At 68.2% G+C, this 19,034-nt stretch carries 20 protein-coding genes; 12 read left to right on the forward strand and 8 right to left on the reverse strand.

Translation table 11 applies throughout. The features are described 5' to 3' along the window. The 3 genes from tgt to JX001_RS07495 form a co-directional block, all read right to left on the reverse strand. A complete protein-coding gene (gene tgt, locus JX001_RS07485; RefSeq protein WP_205682946.1) occupies window positions 1-1,113 on the reverse strand; it encodes a tRNA guanosine(34) transglycosylase Tgt in 1,113 nt (370 codons plus the stop codon). After that, a complete protein-coding gene (locus tag JX001_RS07490; protein ID WP_055808117.1) occupies window positions 1,114-1,587 on the reverse strand; it encodes a hypothetical protein in 474 nt (157 codons plus the stop codon). It lies immediately after the preceding gene. 63 nt (window positions 1,588-1,650) lie between these two features. After that, window positions 1,651-2,409 (reverse strand): tRNA1(Val) (adenine(37)-N6)-methyltransferase, encoded by a 759-nt coding sequence (locus tag JX001_RS07495; RefSeq protein WP_241004798.1) that lies wholly within the window; start codon window positions 2,407-2,409, stop codon window positions 1,651-1,653. Window positions 2,410-2,607: 198 nt separating this feature from the next. On the opposite strand from JX001_RS07495, the gene JX001_RS07500 reads away from it, so the two are divergent. The 3 genes from JX001_RS07500 (at window position 2,608) to JX001_RS07510 (ending at window position 4,957) form a co-directional block, all read left to right on the forward strand. After that, window positions 2,608-3,549, forward strand: a complete 942-nt coding sequence (locus JX001_RS07500; protein WP_241004827.1) for a polyprenyl synthetase family protein — start codon at window positions 2,608-2,610, stop codon at window positions 3,547-3,549. Further along, window positions 3,546-4,181, forward strand: a complete 636-nt coding sequence (locus JX001_RS07505) for a squalene/phytoene synthase family protein (RefSeq protein ID WP_205682948.1) — start codon at window positions 3,546-3,548, stop codon at window positions 4,179-4,181. Before JX001_RS07500 ends, JX001_RS07505 begins: the two co-directional genes overlap by 4 nt. Window positions 4,182-4,261: 80 nt before the next feature. Next, a complete protein-coding gene (locus JX001_RS07510; RefSeq protein ID WP_205682949.1) occupies window positions 4,262-4,957 on the forward strand; it encodes a VIT1/CCC1 transporter family protein in 696 nt (231 codons plus the stop codon). Here JX001_RS07510 and trmFO read toward each other — a convergent pair. Then, on the reverse strand, window positions 4,954-6,351 hold the full coding sequence (trmFO, locus tag JX001_RS07515; RefSeq protein ID WP_205682950.1) for a methylenetetrahydrofolate--tRNA-(uracil(54)-C(5))-methyltransferase (FADH(2)-oxidizing) TrmFO: 1,398 nt from the start codon (window positions 6,349-6,351) through the stop codon (window positions 4,954-4,956). The two genes, JX001_RS07510 and trmFO, sit on opposite strands and share 4 nt — an antisense overlap. 76 nt (window positions 6,352-6,427) lie before the next feature. On the opposite strand from trmFO, the gene JX001_RS07520 reads away from it, so the two are divergent. Together JX001_RS07520 and JX001_RS07525 are read left to right on the forward strand one after the other, a co-directional pair. Next, window positions 6,428-7,195: a hypothetical protein gene (locus JX001_RS07520; protein WP_205682951.1), complete on the forward strand. Its 768-nt coding sequence runs from the start codon at window positions 6,428-6,430 to the stop codon at window positions 7,193-7,195. A gap of 94 nt (window positions 7,196-7,289) precedes the next feature. After that, complete coding sequence (locus tag JX001_RS07525) at window positions 7,290-7,877, forward strand: hypothetical protein (RefSeq protein WP_205682952.1); 588 nt, start codon at window positions 7,290-7,292, stop codon at window positions 7,875-7,877. Here JX001_RS07525 and JX001_RS07530 read toward each other — a convergent pair. Next, window positions 7,864-8,520, reverse strand: a complete 657-nt coding sequence (locus tag JX001_RS07530) for a 3-oxoacid CoA-transferase subunit B (protein WP_205682953.1) — start codon at window positions 8,518-8,520, stop codon at window positions 7,864-7,866. The genes JX001_RS07525 and JX001_RS07530 overlap by 14 nt on opposite strands. 2 nt (window positions 8,521-8,522) lie before the next feature. Next, entirely contained in the window at window positions 8,523-9,248 is a 726-nt protein-coding gene (locus tag JX001_RS07535; protein WP_137722023.1) for a CoA transferase subunit A, read from the reverse strand. 344 nt (window positions 9,249-9,592) lie between these two features. Here JX001_RS07535 and JX001_RS07540 point away from each other — a divergent pair, with 344 nt between their 5' ends. From JX001_RS07540 to JX001_RS07570, 7 genes are all read left to right on the forward strand, one after another. Continuing rightward, a complete protein-coding gene (locus JX001_RS07540; protein WP_205682954.1) occupies window positions 9,593-10,618 on the forward strand; it encodes an SAM-dependent methyltransferase in 1,026 nt (341 codons plus the stop codon). An 11-nt stretch (window positions 10,619-10,629) separates the two neighbouring features. After that, window positions 10,630-11,043, forward strand: a complete 414-nt coding sequence (locus tag JX001_RS07545) for a DUF2177 family protein (RefSeq protein ID WP_039245498.1) — start codon at window positions 10,630-10,632, stop codon at window positions 11,041-11,043. Window positions 11,044-11,147: 104 nt separating this feature from the next. Next, window positions 11,148-12,398 (forward strand): oligosaccharide flippase family protein, encoded by a 1,251-nt coding sequence (locus JX001_RS07550; RefSeq protein ID WP_205682955.1) that lies wholly within the window; start codon window positions 11,148-11,150, stop codon window positions 12,396-12,398. Beyond that, complete coding sequence (gene glf / locus JX001_RS07555; RefSeq protein WP_205682956.1) at window positions 12,382-13,530, forward strand: UDP-galactopyranose mutase; 1,149 nt, start codon at window positions 12,382-12,384, stop codon at window positions 13,528-13,530. Before JX001_RS07550 ends, glf begins: the two co-directional genes overlap by 17 nt. Then, window positions 13,527-14,441, forward strand: a complete 915-nt coding sequence (locus JX001_RS07560) for a glycosyltransferase (RefSeq protein ID WP_205682957.1) — start codon at window positions 13,527-13,529, stop codon at window positions 14,439-14,441. Before glf ends, JX001_RS07560 begins: the two co-directional genes overlap by 4 nt. Window positions 14,442-14,476: 35 nt before the next feature. Then, window positions 14,477-15,664, forward strand: coding sequence for an O-antigen ligase family protein (locus tag JX001_RS16415; RefSeq protein WP_205682958.1), 1,188 nt, complete (start codon window positions 14,477-14,479; stop codon window positions 15,662-15,664). Then, window positions 15,640-16,872 (forward strand): glycosyltransferase family 4 protein, encoded by a 1,233-nt coding sequence (locus JX001_RS07570; RefSeq protein ID WP_205682959.1) that lies wholly within the window; start codon window positions 15,640-15,642, stop codon window positions 16,870-16,872. Before JX001_RS16415 ends, JX001_RS07570 begins: the two co-directional genes overlap by 25 nt. Here the strand turns inward: JX001_RS07570 and JX001_RS07575 are convergent. Continuing rightward, a complete protein-coding gene (locus tag JX001_RS07575; RefSeq protein ID WP_205682960.1) occupies window positions 16,818-17,870 on the reverse strand; it encodes a glycosyltransferase family 4 protein in 1,053 nt (350 codons plus the stop codon). The two genes, JX001_RS07570 and JX001_RS07575, sit on opposite strands and share 55 nt — an antisense overlap. Continuing rightward, complete coding sequence (locus tag JX001_RS07580) at window positions 17,863-18,960, reverse strand: glycosyltransferase family 4 protein (RefSeq protein ID WP_205682961.1); 1,098 nt, start codon at window positions 18,958-18,960, stop codon at window positions 17,863-17,865. The genes JX001_RS07575 and JX001_RS07580 overlap by 8 nt, the downstream gene beginning before the upstream one ends. Window positions 18,961-19,034 lie beyond the last annotated feature (74 nt).

Below are 19,034 nucleotides of genomic sequence, written 5' to 3' on the forward strand. Positions count from 1 at the left end.
TCAGCCGTTCGACGTGTGGCGGGCATGGAAGTCGCGCCTGAACTGTTCGAACCGACCCTCGGAAATCGCCGCGCGCATGGCCGCCGTCAGCGCCTGATAAAAGGCGATGTTGTGCCAGCTCAGCAGCACCTTACCCAGGATTTCGTCGGCGCGGATCAGGTGGTGCAGATAGGCCTTCGAATACTGCGATGACGGTCCTTCGATGGTCGGGTCCAGCGGGTCCTGATCCTCGGCGAACCGGGCGTTCTTCAGGTTCAGCGGGCCATCCCAGGTCCAGGCCTGACCGTGACGGCCGGCGCGGGTCGGCAGGACGCAGTCGAACATGTCCACGCCGCGATAAACCGCCTCGACCAGGTCGACCGGCTTGCCCACGCCCATCAGATAGCGCGGACGGTCGGCCGGCAGCATTTCGGGCGCATAGTCCAGCACCTCGCACATGGCCTGGTGGCCCTCGCCGACCGCCAGACCGCCGATGGCGTAGCCGTCGAAACCGATTTCTTGCAGTTGCTCCGACGACTGGCGGCGCAAGTCCTCGAAGGTCGACCCCTGCTGGATGCCGAACAGGGCCTGGTTTTCACGCTCGCCGAAACGGGTCTTGGACCGCGCGCCCCAGCGGATCGACAGCTCCATGGCCTTTCTGGCCGCATCCTTCTCGGCCGGATAGGCGACGCACTGGTCCAGCTGCATCGAGATGTCGGCGCCGATCCGGTCGGCCTGAATTTCGATCGACCGCTCGGGCGTCAGGACGTGTTTGGAGCCGTCGATGTGGCTGGAGAAGGTTACGGCCTCCTCCTTGACCTTGGAGATGCCGGCCAGGGACATGACTTGGAATCCGCCGCTGTCGGTCAGGATCGGCTTGTCCCAGCCCATGAACTTGTGAAGCCCGCCCAGACGCTCCATCCGCTCGGGGCCGGGGCGCAACATCAGGTGATAGGTGTTGCCCAGCAGGATGTCGGCGCCGGTCGCCTTGACCTGATCCACCGTCATCGCCTTGACCGTGGCGGCGGTGCCGACCGGCATGAAGGCCGGGGTGCGGATGTCGCCCCGCGCGGTCTTCAGCACCCCGGTGCGGGCGCGGCCCTCGGTGGCGGAAATCTGGAAGGGGAAAGGCATTCAGGCGATCAGTCGTTCAAGCTGTTCGACGCGCGCCAGATCCTTGGGGCGGCCGAACAGGCGGTACAGGGCGATGTGGTCCCGGATATCCGGAACGAACAGGGGCGTGTCCTCGACGAAGACGCGGCGGCGCGAGCCGAAGGCGACCGGGGTCCAGTCGCCGCCGTCGCGTGTCTCCAGATCAGCCATGACCTCAACCAGGATCGGCTGATCCGGCGCGCGCCCGAAGACGGCGGAGCGGAACAGGCCTTCGCCCGGATCGGGTATCACCACGCCGCCCAGCGCGCCCAGCAGGTTGCGCGCATCGCGCGGCGCGCACAGCACGTCGATGTCGGGCACATGGATGTCGGTCAGGCCGTAGAGCGCCATGGCCGCTCCGCCGAAGATCCACCACGGCTCGCGCAAGTCGCGCGCGGCCTCGCCGACGGCGATCAGGCCGTCTTGAAGATCATGCGGAAGGTCGTCGGGTGACACGGGGCGGGCTCGATTTCGTCAGGAGGCGGCATTTAGGCGTTCCGGTCGCGATTGACCACCCGATCACCATCCCAGCGACGCCTCGCCGCGCAGGATCGCCTCGGCCTTGGGGGTGTGTTTGCCGCCCTCGCGGTCGTGCAGGATCAGCGCCGGCAGCAGTCGCAGCGGCGCGCGCCCGGTCTTGATGGCGTGCACCAGAACCCGCTTGGCCGGCTCGTCCGCGAAGGGATGGATGGGCCGCACGGCGAAGGACCCCGCCTTTTCGCCCAGCAGAGCCAGTAGATCGGCCAGTCGGTCGGCGCGATGAACGACCACGATGCGCCCGCCTTCCTTCACCGCCTTCAACAGGAAATCGGTCCACGCCTTCAGCCCGTCGTCGGCCATCCAGGCGCCCCGCTTGCCTTCGGCCGGGGCGCGCAACGCCGCGGCGTCATCGAAGAAGGGGGGATTGGATATGGCCCAGTCGGCTGGCTCCACGCCGAGGGCCCGAAACCCCGCCGCCACGTCGCCCTGACGAATCACGGCGGATACGGCTGCGCCGTTCAGCGCCGCATTCTCGGTCGCCAGCGCCGCCATCGCCGGATCGCGCTCCACGCCCGTCAGGGTCACGCCCGGTCGTCGCGACGCGATCTGCATCAGGACCGCGCCCGCCCCGCAGCCCGCCTCGATCAGGCTCTGGCCCGCCTCGGCCGGTACCGCCGCCGCCAGCAAAGCCGCATCCATCCCGGCGCGATAGCCGCGCGCGGGTTGACGCAAGCGCACCCGGCCGTTCAACAGGCCGTTCTCGACGATCGTCGTCGGCAGGGTTTCGACCGGCTCCAAGCCTCAATCTCCTTGACCCTCAAGGGGTCGAACATCATTGTGCGCCGCAACTCGCGGGGGCAAGCCGGCCCGGCCGCAAAAAGCCATTCCCGCGGCCCGCCGCGCCAGTGAAAGAGTATTCGTTTGGACGTCGCCATCGCCGCCGCTCACCGCCCGAAGGGGGACGTCAACGCCCTTGTCCGGCTGGCTGAGGTCGATATGGCGGCCGTGGACGCCCTGATCCTGGATCGGATGCAGTCGGACGTGCCGATCATTCCGAAACTGGCCGAACATCTAGTGTCGGCGGGTGGAAAGCGTCTGCGCCCCCTGATGACCGTCGCCGCGGCGCGCGCCGTGGGCGCGACGGACGACATCGTGGCGCCGCGCAAGCTGGCCGCCGCGGTCGAGTTCATCCACACCGCCACGCTCCTGCATGACGACATCGTCGATGCGTCCGAACTGCGTCGCGGCAAGGTCGCGGCGCACCTGATCTGGGGCGCGCCCACCAGTGTTCTGGTCGGCGACTTTCTGTTCGCACGCGCCTTCGAACTGATGGTCGAAACCGATTCGATGCGGGCCCTGGGCATTCTGGCCGAGGCCTCGCGCGTGATCTCGGAAGGGGAGGTGCTGCAGCTGACCCGCGCCCACGATCTGAATCTGGACCAGGCCACCTATCTGCAGATCATCTCGGCCAAGACCGCCGAACTGTTCGCCGCCGCCGCCGAGGCGGGCGCGGTGGGCGCCGGCGCCGATCCGGCCGCGATCAAAGCCCTGCGCGACTACGGCATGGCGTTGGGCATCGCCTTCCAGCTGGCCGACGACGCCCTGGACTACGGCGCGACGGCCGAGGCGCTGGGCAAGAACGCCGGCGACGATTTCAACGAGGGCAAGGCGACCCTGCCGCTGCTTCTGGCGGTCGCTCGCACGCGGGGCCGCGAGGAAGCCTTCTGGGAGCGCACCGTGACCAAGGGCGAGCGGACGCCCGAAGACTTCACCCGCGCGCGCGAACTCATCATCGGCTCGGGCGCCATCGGCGCGACCCTGGACCTGGCCGGCGACTATGCCGATCAGGCCAAGGCCGCCCTGTCGATCCTGCCGCCCAGCGACTGGCGCGCCGCGCTGGAAGACTTGGCCGATTTCGCGGTGTCGCGCGCCGCTTGACCGAGACTGCGGATACGCTCGACCAACAGGTCCGCACCGCCGACCTCGACCGCTGGCTGTCCAGTCGCCTGGTCGCGGACGACCGCGCGCGCGCCGACCTGATCACGCTCTACGCCCTCGAAGCCGAGCTGATGACCATCCCCACGCGCGTGACCCAGCCGCTGTTGGCCGAGATGCGCTACACTTGGTGGGCGGAACAGATGGACGGCGTCTTCGCCGGCGTGCCGCGCAAGGGCCATCCGGTGCTGGAGGCGCTTACCGATCTTGTCGCGCGTCACGGCCTTGACCGCGCGCCGTTCGACGCCTTGATCGACGCCCACATCGGCCGCGTGCGCGAACAGCCGCACGATCTGGACGCCTTCTACGTCGGCCCGATGCAGGTCGGTGTGCGGATACTGGCGGGCGAAGGCCATGATGCAGCCGTGGCGCCCGTCGGCCTGGTCTGGGGACTGGCGCAGACCGGTCGGGCGAAGGAGGCGTCGTCCCTGAAGCGAGCAGCCAATGGGGCGCTGAAACGCCTGCCGCCCGAGGGATTCCCTGCCGTGGCCCACGCCGCCCTGACCGATCCCGACCGGGCCGAACCGCTGAAGCGGCTCAGGCTGATCGCGGCGTCCCTCGTCGGACGCATCTGAAGTCGCGCCCGACTTCAGATCGCGCTTGCGCCGGCCCTCGATAGGGGCTGCTGTGGCGACGAACAGCGTGGAGATCCGCCGTGTCGCGAACCCATTTGGAACGTCATCTGATCGCCCGTATCGGATGGCTGAGAGCCGCCGTCCTGGGCGCCAACGACGGCCTTCTGTCCACCTCCAGCCTGATCGTCGGCGTGGCCGCGTCCGGAGCCCCGAAAGCGGCGGTTCTGGTGTCGGGCGTGGCGGGCCTGGTCGCGGGCGCCATGTCCATGGCGGCCGGTGAATATGTGTCCGTCAGCTCTCAGTCGGACACCGAAAAAGCCGACCTGGCCCGGGAAGCCGCCGAACTGGCCGCCGCGCCCGAGGCGGAACGGGATGAACTTGCGGCGATCTATGTCGAACGGGGTGTTCAGCCGGAAACGGCGCGGGCTGTCGCTGAACAGCTGATGGCGCACGATTCGCTCGGTGCGCATGCGCGCGACGAATTGGGCATCTCCAGCTTCACGATGGCGCGGCCGGTCCAGGCGGCGTTGACGTCCGCCGCCACCTTCGCCGCGGGCGCGGCCTTGCCCCTGGCGACGGTCGCCCTTGCCCCGACCGGCGGGCTGTTGATCTGGGTCGCGGCCAGCGCCGTCGCTGGTTTGATCGCGCTGGGGGCCTTGGGCGCTCGGGCGGGCGGGGCCGACATCGGCCGGTCGGTGGTTCGCGTCGTCTTCTGGGGCGTGCTGGCCATGGCGGTCACGGCCGTGATCGGACGGGTGTTCGGGACGGTGGTCTAGGCCGCCGCGTCGCGCCAGGCCTTCAGGCTTTCCATCGCCCGGAGGCTCATCAGGCGCTTTTTGGCCCGGCCGCGTTCCTTCAGCGGGATCTTGACGCCGGCCTCGTCGACCTTGGGCGCCTCCAGCGGCGGCAGCAGGCCGTAGTTGATGTTCATCGGCTGGAACTTCGATCCCGCCAGGTGCCCGCCGGTGATGTGCTCGACCAGGGCGCCCATGGCGGTCTCGGGCGGCGGCGGGGCCAGGTCGCGACCGAGCGCTTGCGCGGCGGCGAGGCGGCCGGTCAGCAGGCCCATGGCCGCGCTCTCGACATAACCCTCGACGCCCGTCACCTGGCCCGCGAAACGCAGGCGCGGCATGGCCTTCAGCCGCAGCTGCTTGTCCAGCAGTTGTGGGCTGTTCAGATAGGTGTTGCGGTGCAGGCCGCCCAGACGCGCGAACTGGGCGTTCTGCAGTCCGGGGATCATGCGGAAGACCTCGGCCTGCGCGCCGTGCTTCAGCTTGGTCTGGAAGCCGACCATGTTGAAGAGAGTGCCCAGCGCATTGTCCTGGCGCAGCTGGACGATGGCGTAGGCCTTGACCAGCGGGTCGCGCGGATTGGTCAGGCCGACCGGCTTCATCGGGCCGTGCCGCAGGGTCTCGCGACCACGCTCGGCCATGACCTCGATGGGCAGGCAGCCGTCGAAGTAGGGGACGTGTTCCCAGTCCTTGAACTCGGCCTTGGGACCACTCAGCAGAGCGTCGATGAAGGCCTCGTACTGGGCTTTGTCCATCGGGCAGTTGACGTAGGCGGCGGCGTCGCCGCCCGGACCTTCCTTGTCATAGCGCGACTGACGCCAAGCGATGTCGAAGTCGATCGAGTCGGCGTGAACGATGGGGGCGATGGCGTCGAAGAAGCTCAAGGACTCTTCGCCCGTCGCCTTCAGGATCGCGTCGGCCAGGGCAGGGGAGGTCAGGGGGCCGGTGGCGACGATGACATTGTCCCATTCCTGCGGCGGCAGGCCGGCGATCTCTTCGCGCACGATGGTGACCAAGGGGTGGGCGGTCAGTCTGGCGGTCACCGCCTGGGAGAAGGCGTCGCGATCCACGGCCAGGGCGCCGCCGGCCGGCACCTGGTTGATGTCGCCGCAGGCCATGATGACCGAACCCAGCGCCCGCATCTCGGCGTGCAGCAGGCCGACCGCATTGAACTGCCAGTCGTCCGAGCGGAAGGAGTTGGAGCAGACCAACTCGGCCAGGCCATCGGTGTGGTGGGCGTCGGTCTTGACGCCAGGCACGCCGCGCATCTCGTGCAGGATGACGGGCACGCCAGCCTGGGCGATCTGCCAGGCGGCCTCGGAGCCGGCCAGGCCGCCGCCAATGACGTGGATGGGGGAAGGAGAGGGGGAAGCGCTCATCGCGGCCTTCTAGCGGGCGGGTGGCGCGGTGTCATGGCCCCCTGCTATATCCGCCGCCGGTCATCGGGGGCGTGGATTGAGCGAGCATCGGATTTTGCGACTGGGCGAGACGCTGTCGGCGGCGGCCCGCGCCCTGCCTCGCCTGTGGCGCGGGGCTTGCGGCGCAATCGTGCTGGCGGCCGTGGTCTGGAGCCTCAAGCCACTGGCGACGGGCCCGGCGGGCCTGACCTGGGCGGCGTGCGCCCTGGCCTCGACCCTGGTGCTGGCGGGCGCTCTGGCGCGGATTGCGATCACGGACGATCTGGTCGAGGCGCGACGCCTGGGCCTGGGGCCGGTTGGGTTGCAGTTCGGACGGCCAGAGGTCCGGCTGCTGGGCGCGGGTCTGCTGTGCGCCATCTTTCTCGCCATGATCCTGTCGGTCGTGGCCCTGGTCCTGTTGGCGGTGTTCGGCATGGCCGAGTTGAACGCACAGGCCATCGAGATGCGCCAGTGGAGCGCGGTGGGGCCGGCGTGGAAGCTGATCCTGCTGGCGGTCGTCACGGCCTTCGCCCTGTTCGCCGTCATCGCCTTCGCGGTGCGCCTGTCCCTGTTTGCGCCGGCGACGATCGGGCGCGGGCAGATGGTGTCGTTGCAGAGCATGAGCATCGCGCGCGGCGGCTTCTGGCCCCTGTTGGCCGGGCTTGTCGTTACGGCTGCGCCGAAGATCGCTCTGGTGTTGCTGTGGGGCGCGGGGCTGATGTCTGGCACGGCCGGCTGGATCGTCTTCGCCTTCGTGCTGACAGGCTTACAGGCTCCGCTGACGATGGCTTTTGTGGGCGCCGCCTATCGCCGATTAGACGCTTAGGCTCATTGGCGCTGCCCAATCGACCTTCGGCCATTGGCGCGATCTTCTCAATCATTGCCCCTTGACGGGTCTGAGGCGATGCGGGCTAGCTGGCTTGCAACTGGAGATCATCATGCTACTGGCCGCCTTGATGGCAGGGTTCCTCATACAGGACGCCCAGCCGGCATATCCCGCCACACCTCAACAGTTCGAAGGTCGGCGGTCCGGCTTTGTGCAAGGCACGCTCAATGTCGCCATAGGTGAGCGGGCGACGCTGCGTCGCAACGCAAATGGAACCTACGACCTGATCAAGGTCGACCGCATCGATATTGGCGATGTCCTGCCGCCCGCCGAGGATTCACGTGGGCCGCTGAATGAGGCGGCGCCCGGAACGATCAGGTTTGGACTGCACGCGCGACGTGATGTGGGTTCGTTGCTGAAGGTCGAGAACAGTCAGGGCGAGGGCCTGAAGTATTCCGGCTTCATCGTCAGATATGTGGGCGGGCAGGCACGGGGGCCTGCCGAAACCTCAGTCTGCACTGTGCCCGCGGGGATGGTCAGCTACGAACGGTGGAATGAGCCCGTCATCCAGATCGTGGTCGGCGGATTGCAGACTTCGGCAGACGCCGTGCCGACGTGCCCTCCTCACGTCGAGCAATCATCGGGCACGTCGTCATCGCCGCCATCGGTCAGGCCTTCGTGAGTTCCTTAGAAACCGAATAGGTCGCCTCGGTCTTGGCGGCGACCTCGTCCAGGGTCACGCCGTCGGCCAGTTCGATCAGCTCGAGGCCCGCGCCGTCCGGCTTGACGTCGAAGGTGGCCAGGTCGGTGATGATGCGGCTGACGACGCCCGTGCCGGTCAGGGGCAGACTACATTCCTTCAAGACCTTGGACTGGCCGTGCTTGTTGGCGTGTTCCATGACGACGACCACGCGTTTGACGCCCGCGACCAAGTCCATGGCGCCGCCCATGCCCTTCACCAGCTTGCCGGGGATCATCCAGTTGGCGATGTCGCCGTTCTGGGCCACTTCCATCGCACCCAGGATCGACAGGTTGATATGGCCGCCGCGGATCATGGCGAAACTGTCGGCGCTGGAGAAGTATGACGACTCCGGGATCTCGGTGATCGTCTGCTTGCCGGCGTTGATCAGGTCGGGGTCCTCGTCGCCCTCATAGGGGAAGGGCCCCATGCCCAGCATGCCGTTTTCGGACTGAAGGGTCACGGTCATGCCGGCGGGGATGTAGTTGGCGACCAGGGTCGGGATGCCGATGCCCAGGTTCACATAGAAGCCGTCCTGCAGTTCCTGAGCGGCGCGTTCGGCGAGTTGTTCGCGGGTGCGGGGCATGATCAGACCTCCGATCCGGCGGCGGCGCCGGCGGCACGTTGACGGACGGTGCGCTGTTCGATGCGCTTTTCGGACACGGTCTGGACCAGGCGGTCGACGTAGACGCCCGGCGTGTGGATGTGGTCGGGGTCCAGCGCGCCGACGGGGACGATCTCTTCGACCTCGACGACCGTGACCTTGCCGGCCGTGGCCATCATCGGGTTGAAGTTGCGGGCGGTCTTGCGGAACACCAGGTTGCCGCGCTCGTCGGCCTTCCAGGCCTTGACGATGGACAGGTCGGCGACCAGGCCGGTCTCCATGACGTAGTCGCGGCCGTTGAAGTTGCGGACCTCCTTGCCCTCGGCGACCAGGGTGCCGACGCCGGTGGCGGTGAAGAAGGCGGGGATGCCCGCGCCGCCGGCGCGGATGCGCTCGGCGAGTGTGCCCTGCGGGTTGAACTCAAGCTCCAGCTCGCCGGCCAGATACTGGCGCTCGAACTCCTTGTTCTCACCGACGTAAGAACTGATCATCTTGGCGATCTGGCGGGTGCCCAGGAGCTGGCCCAGGCCGAAGCCGTCGACGCCGGCGTTGTTGGAGATGACCGTCAGGCCCTTGACGCCGCTGTCGCGCAGGGCAGCGATCAGGTTCTCTGGGATGCCGCACAGGCCGAAGCCGCCGGACATGACGGTCATGCCGTCGAAGGTCAGGCCCTCCAGCGCGGACGTGACGTCAGCGTAGATCTTTCCCATCGCTCTCCCTTTTTTCACTGCCTGATGAATATCGGCTTTTGACCACGCCTAACGCGGGGGCGGGCGGGGGGCAAGACGCGGCGTCGATCCGACGCGGCGATTTCAGACGGTGAAGGCGAAAAACAGAGTCTAATTCGTCTAATTCGTCTGAACCGACGGCGAGCCGGGTTCGAAAAAGAGAGTGCAATTGGTGCACTTTCTACGGAATCGGTCGTCGCGGAAGGCGGATGTCGGCATCGCTTCGGTTGTGTTCAAGGGGGTCAGATATCCATCAGGCATCCATCGGGGCCGAGGTGTCGTATTACCGTCAAGCCTGCAGCAAGATCCGACGATCGAGGACGCCGATGAACCTGACCAATGTCGCCATTCGCCAGCTTCAGGACGCGCCGTTCCCGGACTTCGTGACGCGCCCGGCGATCGACAGCCTGGTGACAGAGGCCAGAAAGCGTCTGGATCGCGACGGGCCGCATGACGAGGCGGCCTTTGCGCGCGAAATGGCCCAGCGCGCCATCGCCGAACATACGGATGCGGCGAACCAGCAGCATTACGAACTGCCGCCCGAGTTTTTCCAGCTGTGCCTGGGCAAGCGGCTGAAATACTCCTGCTGCCTCTATCCCACGGGCCGCGAGACTCTCGATCAGGCGGAAGAGGCGGCGCTGGCAGAGACCTGCGCCCATGCCGATCTGAAGGACGGTCAGACGATCCTGGAAATGGGCTGCGGCTGGGGCTCTTTGTCGCTGTGGATGGCCGAGACCTATCCGAATGCGAAGATCACGGCGGTGTCGAACAGCCACGGCCAACGCGGCCATATCGAAGCCCAGGCGGCGGCGCGCGGCCTGACGAACCTGACGGTGATCACGCGCGACATGAACGAGTTCCAGACCGAGCAACGGTTCGACCGCATCGTCTCGGTTGAGATGTTCGAGCATATGGCCAACTGGCGCGCCCTGCTGACCAAGGCGCGGGGCTGGTTGAAGGACGACGGACGGATGTTCATCCACGTCTTCACGCACCGCGACGCGCCCTATCGGTTCGATCACACCGACAGCGGCGACTTCATCGCCCAGCATTTCTTCACCGGCGGCGTCATGCCGAGCCACGGCCTGATCCGACAGTTTCAGGACCTGTTCGCGGTCGAGCAGGAATGGACCTGGAACGGCGGTCACTATGCGAAGACCGCCAATGATTGGCTGGCGAACATGGACCGGAACGCCGCGCGTATCGCGGTGTTGATGCGTGAGACCTATGGAGACGACGCCAAACTTTGGACCCGTCGCTGGCGACGCTTCTATCTGGCGACGGCCGGTCTGTTCGGAAACGACGAGGGCCGCACCTGGGCGGTCAGCCACTATCGACTGAAGCCGGCTTAAGGGAGACGAGGATGATCAAATATGTCGCGGCCTATCTCGGGGCCGGCCTGACCTTTGCAGCCATCGATTTCGTCTGGCTGACCACCATGACGAACCGGCTGTATAAGCCCGTCATCGGGCCGATCATGGCCGACAAGCCGGACATGAAGGCGGCGGTGGCCTTCTATCTGATCTCCATCGCCGGGACCGTGTTCCTGGCGATCGCGCCGGCCCTGAAAGAGGGGAACTGGACGCGGGCGGCGATCAACGGGGCGGTGCTGGGCTTCGTCGCCTACGCCACCTACGACCTGACCAATCAGGCGACCCTGGCGGTGTGGCAGACCAAGCTGACGATCATCGACCTGATCTGGGGCACGACCCTGACGATGCTGTCGGCGACCGGCGGCTATTTCGCCGCGCGCTGGGCCGAGGGCCGTTTCGGCTAAGCCGCCCGGCTGAGCCCGCGCTTGCGATTGCAGCCGCGCGTGTCTAAAGCTCGCGCCAGGGTTGATCGCGGGGGCGACAGTTGGGGGATGGCAGGCACCGATTGATGTCGGCGCGCGGCGCGGCCGATGCGGGCTGGGTCTATGGCGCGCATGTCGCCCGCTATGTCTCGCCGCTGCTGCTCTATCCGGTTCTGACGCGACGCCTGGGGCTGGAAGGGTTCGGCGCATTCGCCTCTGCCATCGCCCTGGCCTTGGTGGTGTCGGTGGTGGTCGATTACGGGCAGTCGCTCTCGGGGCCGCGCGACATCGCCGGAGCCGTCGAAGGGCGCGGCGTCCTGGTCGGTCAGGCCCTGGCGATGCGCGGCGTGCTGATCCTGCCCGCCGCTGCGGTCGGCGTAGGTCTGGCGGCCTTGAATCCGGTTCTGGAAGGGGCGAGCGTCGTCGTGGCGATGGCGGTCGTTCTGGGGATCGGGCAGGGGGCCAGCCTGCTGTGGTTTTTTCAGGGCATTCGCGATCCCGGTTTGGCAGCGATGCTGGAGGTTGGCTTCGCCCTGGCCGCGACGGGGGTCGTTCTGGCGATGCCCGGCCTGAGCGTCGGCGGCGTGATGGCCGTCCAGGCGGGCGGCGTCTGGGCCGGCTTGGTCGCGACCGGCGTCCTGCTGCTGCGACGGCAGAGGGTTCAAGCGCCGAAGCGGGGCTTTGTGCGACGTGTCCTGAGCCAGGGCGGGCCGCTGTTCGCCAGTCGGGCGGTCATCGTCGCCTATACAGGGGCGGGCGTTCTGGTCGTCGCGGCGCTGGCCGGGCCGGCGCAGGCGGCGCTGTACGGGGCGGCGGACCGGTTGGTCGCGGCGTTCGGATCGCTGATGCGGCCGCTGGCGGGCCTGATTGCGCCCCGGATCGCCGGACTGCTGGGACAGGATCAGGCAGCGGCGTTTCGCACGGCGCGGTGGACGCTGGCCGCGTCGACGGGGGCGTTCGTGCTGCTGGCGGCGGGACTGACGCTGGCGGCGCCGCTGCTGATCAGACTGTTGTTCGGGCCGGGGTTTGCGGGCGCGGTCGATGTGCTGCGTTTTCTGGCCTGGGTGCTGCCGCTGGTGGCCGTCAGCCAGGTGTTAGGGCTGCATCTGATGAACCCGCTGCGGATGGATGGACGGTTCGCGCTGATCGTGGCGCTGGGCTGTGTTGCGACGCTGGGGCCGGCGATGGTGCTGGCGCCCGGCCTTGGCGCGGTCGGCATGGCGGGCGCGCGGACCATCGGCGAGGCGGCGGTGGTCGCGGCCTGCCTGATCGGCCTGAGGGCGCATTGGGGCGTACTGTTCCAGACCGGCGGGAGGGGCGATGTCCCGGCGATATGACTGGCTGATCGTCGGCGCCGGTTTCACCGGGGCGGTGGTCGCCGAACGACTGGCGCGCGGGCTGGATCAGAGCGTGCTGGTGATCGATCAGCGCGACCATGTCGGCGGCAATGCGCACGACCGGCGCGATGCGGGCGGGCGGCTGATCCATCCCTATGGCCCGCACGTGTTCCACACCAACAGCGCGCGCATCTTCGACTATCTGAGCCGGTTCACGGCATGGCGACCCTATGCCCATCGGGTCCAGGGGCAGGTGGACGGGCGACAGGTGCCGCTGCCGTTCAATCTGGATTCGATCGAGACGCTGTTTCCCGCCGCGATGGCCGAGCGGATGACGCAGGCCCTGGTCCAGCGGTTCGGTTTCGGGGCGCGGCCCAGCATCCATGACCTGCGACGGGCGGGAGACGATCCGGATCTGAGGCTGCTGGGCGACTATGTCTTCGACAAGGTGTTCGCCGGATACACCGCCAAGCACTGGGGTTTGCCGGTCGAGGCGCTGGACGCCTCGGTCACCGCTCGGGTGCCGATCGCGGTCAGCCGTGACGACCGCTATTTCGTCGACCGCCATCAGGCCATGCCGCGCGACGGCTATGGGCCGCTGTTTGAGCGGATGCTGGATCATCCGAACATCACGGTGTCGCTGAACACGCCGATGGATCAGGTGGGGGCGGGGTCGTGGGACCGGATGGTCTATTGCGGCGCGCTGGACGACTATTTCGGCCAGTCGGTCGGGGGCTTGCCCTATCGTAGCGTGCGGTTCGACCATCAGGTCGTGGACGTCGAGGACGGCCTGCCGGTCGGGACAGTCAACTATCCCAACGACTTCGACTTCACGCGCATCACTGATTTCCGTCACCTGACCGGCGAGGGCGAGCCGACGACGGCGACGGTGACCGAATATCCGATGGCTTATGAGGCGGGCGTGAACGACCCCTATTATCCGATCCTGACGGAGGCGTCGCGCGCGTTGGCGGGGCAATATCGCGAGATGGCGGCCACGCTGGCGGGCAAGGTCTGGTTCGCCGGGCGGCTGGCCGATTTTCAGTACTACAACATGGACCAGGCGGTCGGGCGGGCGCTGAGCCTGGTCGAGAAGTCGCTGGCGCCGGCCATCGCCCGGATGGCGGCATGAGGGCGTCTGTTTGGGCGGTGGTGGTGACGTGGAACCGGCGCGCCCTGCTGGAGCAATGTCTGGCGCATCTGATCGCCCAGACGCGGCATTGCGACGGGGTGGTGGTGGTCGACAACGCCAGCGACGACGGCACCGCCGAGATGCTGGCCGACGCCTGGGCGGGGCAGGCGATGGTGGTGCGGATGCCGGTGAACACGGGCGGGGCGGGCGGCTTCAACGCCGGCATCCGCGCGGCGATCGAGGCGGGGGCCGACCGGGTCTGGCTGATGGACGACGACGTGCTGGCGGCGCCGGATGCCTTGGAGGCCTTGCTGGCGGCGGAAGCGGGGCTGGCGGACGAGGGCGTCGTTCCGGCCTTCCTGTGTTCCAGCGTGCGGTCGCCTGAGGGGCATCTGACCAATACGTCCGAGATCGACCAACGCGAGAATGTGCTGGGCTATCCGGCCTGGGGCGAGCGGCTGGAGCAGGGGATTGTTCCGGTGCGGCAGGCAACGTTCGTGTCGGTCCTGGTCAGCCGGGCGGCGGTGATGCGGCACGGCCTGCCGCTGGCGCCCATGTTCATTTGGGGCGACGATACGGAATATACGCTGCGGCTGTCGCGCGACGAGCCGGGCTATCTGGTCGCGGCCAGCCGGGTCGAGCATGTGCGCGCGGCGCCGGGACGGCTGACCATCGAGACCGAGCCGGATGCGCGGCGCGAACGGCTGCATCGCTATCTGACGCGCAACGTCATCCTGGCCAAGCGGCGGCACGAGGGACGGCGCTCGGCGCTGCGCTATGCCGCGTCGCGGCTCAGGCTGGCGGGGCGGCTGGCGCTGGGCGGACGCTGGCGCAAGGCTGGGGTGCTGGTCGCGGGCGTGGTGGACGGGGCGCGGTTCGATCCCGAGGTCGAGCATTGCAGGCCGTCCTGAGCGTATCACGGCGTGGGGCGCTGCGGTGGTCGCAGGTGCGCGCGGCCTATGAGCGGCTGGCGTTGGGCTTGCTGGGCCTGGGCGTGACCTTGCCGCTCTTTCTGACGCCGGGGCAGGTCAGCGGGCCGCGGCTAGGGGATCTGGCGCTGATCATTGCCTTGCCGCTGGTGGGTGTGACGTGGCGAGACATGGCGCCGGTTCTGAGGGCGGCTTGCGTGGTTGCGCCGGGATTCTTGGCGATGACGCTGCTGGTGCAGGTCGCGCAGGGCGGCGATCGGCTGAACGTCGGGGATGCGGCCTTCTGGTTTCGGTGGATCGCCTCGGCCTTGGCGGCGCCGGCTGTGGCGAGCCTGATCCTGAGGGACGAGCGACGGCGGCGGCTGTTCCTCTGGGCCGTGCTGGCAGGCGCGGCGTGTCACCTGGCGACCTATGGGCTGGCGATACTGATGGGGCTGGAGCCTTTGCAGGCCGTGGGGCTGGCGTCCCCGCGCGCGATGGTGACCACGACGGCCGCGCAGGTGCGACTGACGACCCTGGCCGAGCATCCAAATGCGGCGATGGTGATGATCGGACTGGCGGTCCCGACAGGCGTGATGCTGGCGGGGCGGCATTGGGCGCGGCGCGCGACGACCTGGGGCGGCGTCGGCGTGACGGTTCTGGGGTTCGTCAGCACCCTGTCGCGGGGCGGCATGATGGCGGCGATACTGGCGGGGCTGGCGAGGATGGTCGTCGATTGGCGTTGGCGCGAGCGGGTTCGGCCGCTGGGCGTGGCGCTGACGGTCTGTGTGCTGGCGGTGGGCGTGGTGGCTTTGCAAGCGGGGCGGTTCGACCTCGACGGCGGCCGGTTTGCGGGACGGTTCGACAGGGCGGCGCTGCAGGACAATCTGGCCGGACGGATGCTGACCTGGCGGCGGACAGTCGATCTGGTCGTGGAGCGGCCGATGGGGGCGGGGTGGTCGTCGGCGGACGAGATGGGGGCGTTTCGGGCGCTGTCGGTCAGCCACAACGGCTATCTGTTCACGGCGCGGACGGCGGGCGTGGTGAGCGCGCTGGTGCTGCTGGGGCTGCATCTGGCGTCGGCGGCGCGGCTGGACGCGCTGACGCCGCTGTCGGCCTATGTGCTGGCGGCGATGTTCGGAGAGGACCTGACGCAGGGGGCGGGGATAGTCTTCCTGTGCTGTCTGGTCGGCGCCTTGGCTTGGCGAAGGCCGCTGGCGCCGTGAGGGTGCTGATCGTCAACACCCTGTATCCGCCGGCGCAGGTCGGCGGGGCGGAACGCAGCGTGGCGCAGTTGGCCCAGGGGTTGAGGCGGGCGGGCGTGGAGGCGTCGGTGCTGACGCTGACTTCGAGGCGCGAGACGGTGAACGAACGGATCGACAGCGTGCCCGTGCAGCGGCTGTCGTTGCGAAACCTGTACTGGCCCTATGACGGCGTACGGCGGTCGGCGATCCAGCGGGCGGTCTGGCATGGGCTGGAGGCGGCCAATCCGCTGATGGATCAGGCGGTGGATCGGGCGGTCGCGCGGGTGCGGCCGGACCTGATCCATCTGCACCTGACGACGGGGTTTTCGCTGTCAGTCTATCGCGCGGTGACGCGGCGGGATCTGCCGCTGGTGCAGACGCTGAGGGACTGGTCGATGCTGTGCGCGCGGGCGTCGCTGTTTCGACGCGGACGGCGATGCGATCGGCGGTGTGGGTCGTGCGTGTTGCTGACGGCGGGCAAGCGGGTGGGGTCGCAAGCGGTGGATCATGTCATCGGCCTGAGCGGGGCTGTGCTGGAGACACATCGGGCGGCCGGCTATTTTCGACGGACGCAGGCGTCGGTGATCGGCAATGCAGCGGGCGCGGCGACGATCGCGCCAAGACCATCGTTGGCCGAGGCGCCGACGATGCGGTTCGGGTTTCTGGGGCGGGTCGAGCCGGAAAAGGGGATCGAGGTTCTGCTGGCGGCGACCAGAGGGTTGGGCGGCGACTGGACGCTGAATATCGCCGGGCGGGGCGAGGCGGATTACGTGCAGGCGTTGAGGCGGGCTTATGATGATCCGCGCATCGTCTGGCTGGGGAAGGTGGAGGCGGAGGCGTTCTGGCCCAAGGTGGATGTGCTGGTTGCGCCGGCGGTGTGGGCCGAGCCGTTCGGACGCAGCGTCGTGGAGGCGGTTCAGCAGGGACGGGGCGTGATCGCATCGCGCATCGGCGGCTTGCCGGAGGCGGCGCAGGGGGCGGGCATGTCAGCCTTAGTGGAACCGGGGGATGCAGGCGCGCTGACGGCGGCGATGCAGGCGGCTGTGGACCAGCCGGAACGCTGGCGTTTCGCGGCGGTCGGTGCGCCGGCCTGGACCGAGGAGTCGATCGTCGAGGCGCACAAGGCCGTCTATCGTCAGGTGCTGAGCAGCAGGTCTTCGATGATTTCGGCCGAGCGGGACCAGGCGTAACCGTCAGCGCGGCGAAGGCCGGCGTCGCGGCGAGCGACATCCGGTCGGCTGAGCATCTCAGCCATATAGGCGGCCAGGGCTGCGTCGTCGGCAGGGTCAAAATAGAGGGCGGCGTCGGCGCAGACCTCGCGCGTGGCGGGGATGTCGGAGGCGATGACCGGACAGCCGAGGGTCATCGCCTCAAGCGGCGGAATGCCGAAGCCTTCGTAGAGACTGGGAAAGACCAGGGCGCGCGCGCCGCCGAGCAGGGCGGTGATCTCGGCATCCGAGCGACGGCCGGCGAAGATCAGGCGCGGGTCGGCCGGGAAGGCGAAACGGTCGAAGACAGCGGGTCGGTCGCCGATGAAGACCAGCCGAACGGCAGGCTCGGCAAGGCGGGAAAGGGCGCGGATGGCGACGATAAGGTTCTTGTTCGGCGTCAGATTACCCAGGGCCACGAAGTAGGGGCGGGTCGTCAGATCGAGGCGTGCAACGACGGCAGGGTCTTGCGTGACGATGCGAAGATGGTCGGCGCTATTCGGGGCGACAGCGATGCTGTCGGGCGACAGGTTCAGGACCGAGGCCAACTCGCACCGGGAAAACTCGGAGACGGTCGCCAGCCGCGCCCGGCGCGCCAGGATTCTGTTCAGGGCGCGGTGGATGGCGGCGTAGCCTGTTCGGAAATGCTCGGGATGACGAAAAACGGCGGCGTCGTGGATGACGACGATCTGCCGCCGGTGCAGCACCGGACCCGAACCCCCTAACGAAAGCAGCCGGCCATGGCGCGCGGTCCAGGCCAGGGCGGTCTGTTCCCAAAGATGGCCGCCCGCGCGCCAGATCTTGCGGGTCGGGATGTTGCGCAGGTTCAGGCCATCGGCGCCGGGGTGCGTCAACAGGACGTAGCGGTCGGCGGCACCGGGGCGCTGGTCCAGGGCGCGGACGATCTGACGCGCATAGCGCTGAACCCCGCTCATCGGCTGGGTCAGGAAGCGGCCGTTGATGAAGACGGGCTCAGCCACCTAGGCGTCTGCGGGCGAAGGCGTCGCGGTAAATCCGGACCGTCTGTTCGGCCATGCATGAGGCGGACAGCAGGCCCGGCGCAATCGGCAGGGGAACGACGCGGCTGGCCAGCGCGGCGCGCATCGCCTCGGCCAGATGATCGGGCGAGGCGTCGACAGGCAGGCGGTCGATGTGCGCGCCGGCCTGGATCAGACGCCCGATACCGCCGACGTCGGTGCAGACGATCGGCAGGCCCAAGGCGGCCGCCTCGATCATGGCGTAGGAATCGGCCTCATAACGGCTGGTCATGGCGAAAAGATCAAAGCCCGCCATCAGCGGCGCAGCGTCGCGTGCGCCCAGCAGACGTAGGGCGTCGCCGGCGGCGGTCCTGACCGACGGGGCCAGGTCGCCATCGCCGATCATGACGCCGGTGATGCGCGGATCGATGGCGTTCGCCCGGCGGACGGCGTTGGCGAACCGGACGGGGTCTTTCTGAGCGCAAAGCCGGCCGACGAAGCCGACGACCAGAGCGTCGTCGGGAACGCCGAGGGCCTGGCGGGCCGCGAGACGATCGTTGGCGGGCGGCGCGGCCAGGCCGTTGGGGACGATGTGCAAGCGGTGTCCTCCTAGTCCCCAGCGCCGGGCGACGGCGGCCTCTTCCTCAGAGACGGCGATGACGGCGTCGCCGGACCGGGCCAACAGCGCCTCGGCCGCGCCGGCGCTGATCGTCGTCAGGCTGGCCGGGGCCATCATCGGCAGGGCGTGAGGGGTGTAGATCTTGGCGGCGCGGGGCGCATGGGCCAGGCGGACCAAGGCGCCGGCCTTGGCGCTGTGGCCGTGAACAATCTCGAACGGGCCGAGGCGGGCGATCAGGCGATTCAGGGCGTGAAGGGCGGCGACGTCCCACGGTCCGACGCTGCGTCGCATCGGCAGACGTTCACTGGCGTGGAGGGCAAGGGCGGCGACCGAGGCCTCGAACCAAGGCTCTGCGCGGCTTGGCGACCATATCAGGGACACCTGATGGCCGCTTCCGATCAAGGCGCGGGCCAGATCGACCACGTGACGCCCCGAGCCGCCGCCGGACGGCTCGATGACCAGAAGAATGCGCAATGTCGTCCCCCGACGATGGCTCAGTCGCGCAACTGAAAGCCATCATCGAGAAACGTCAAGATTGCGCACATTCT

The organism is Brevundimonas fontaquae, from assembly GCF_017086445.1.
Taxonomy (GTDB): domain Bacteria; phylum Pseudomonadota; class Alphaproteobacteria; order Caulobacterales; family Caulobacteraceae; genus Brevundimonas; species Brevundimonas fontaquae.

What these genes read in the sequence shown, in the direction of transcription:
- tgt (WP_205682946.1), bottom strand. Translation starts at nt 1,113, where the DNA reads ATGCCTTTCCCCTTCCAGATTTCCGCCACCGAGGGCCGCGCCCGCACC.
- JX001_RS07500 (WP_241004827.1), top strand. Translation starts at nt 2,608, where the DNA reads ATGGCGGCCGTGGACGCCCTGATCCTGGATCGGATGCAGTCGGACGTG.
- trmFO (WP_205682950.1), bottom strand. Translation starts at nt 6,351, where the DNA reads ATGAGCGCTTCCCCCTCTCCTTCCCCCATCCACGTCATTGGCGGCGGC.
- JX001_RS07530 (WP_205682953.1), bottom strand. Translation starts at nt 8,520, where the DNA reads ATGCCCCGCACCCGCGAACAACTCGCCGAACGCGCCGCTCAGGAACTG.
- JX001_RS07535 (WP_137722023.1), bottom strand. Translation starts at nt 9,248, where the DNA reads ATGGGAAAGATCTACGCTGACGTCACGTCCGCGCTGGAGGGCCTGACC.
- JX001_RS07540 (WP_205682954.1), top strand. Translation starts at nt 9,593, where the DNA reads ATGAACCTGACCAATGTCGCCATTCGCCAGCTTCAGGACGCGCCGTTC.
- JX001_RS07545 (WP_039245498.1), top strand. Translation starts at nt 10,630, where the DNA reads ATGATCAAATATGTCGCGGCCTATCTCGGGGCCGGCCTGACCTTTGCA.
- JX001_RS07550 (WP_205682955.1), top strand. Translation starts at nt 11,148, where the DNA reads ATGTCGGCGCGCGGCGCGGCCGATGCGGGCTGGGTCTATGGCGCGCAT.
- glf (WP_205682956.1), top strand. Translation starts at nt 12,382, where the DNA reads ATGTCCCGGCGATATGACTGGCTGATCGTCGGCGCCGGTTTCACCGGG.
- JX001_RS07560 (WP_205682957.1), top strand. Translation starts at nt 13,527, where the DNA reads ATGAGGGCGTCTGTTTGGGCGGTGGTGGTGACGTGGAACCGGCGCGCC.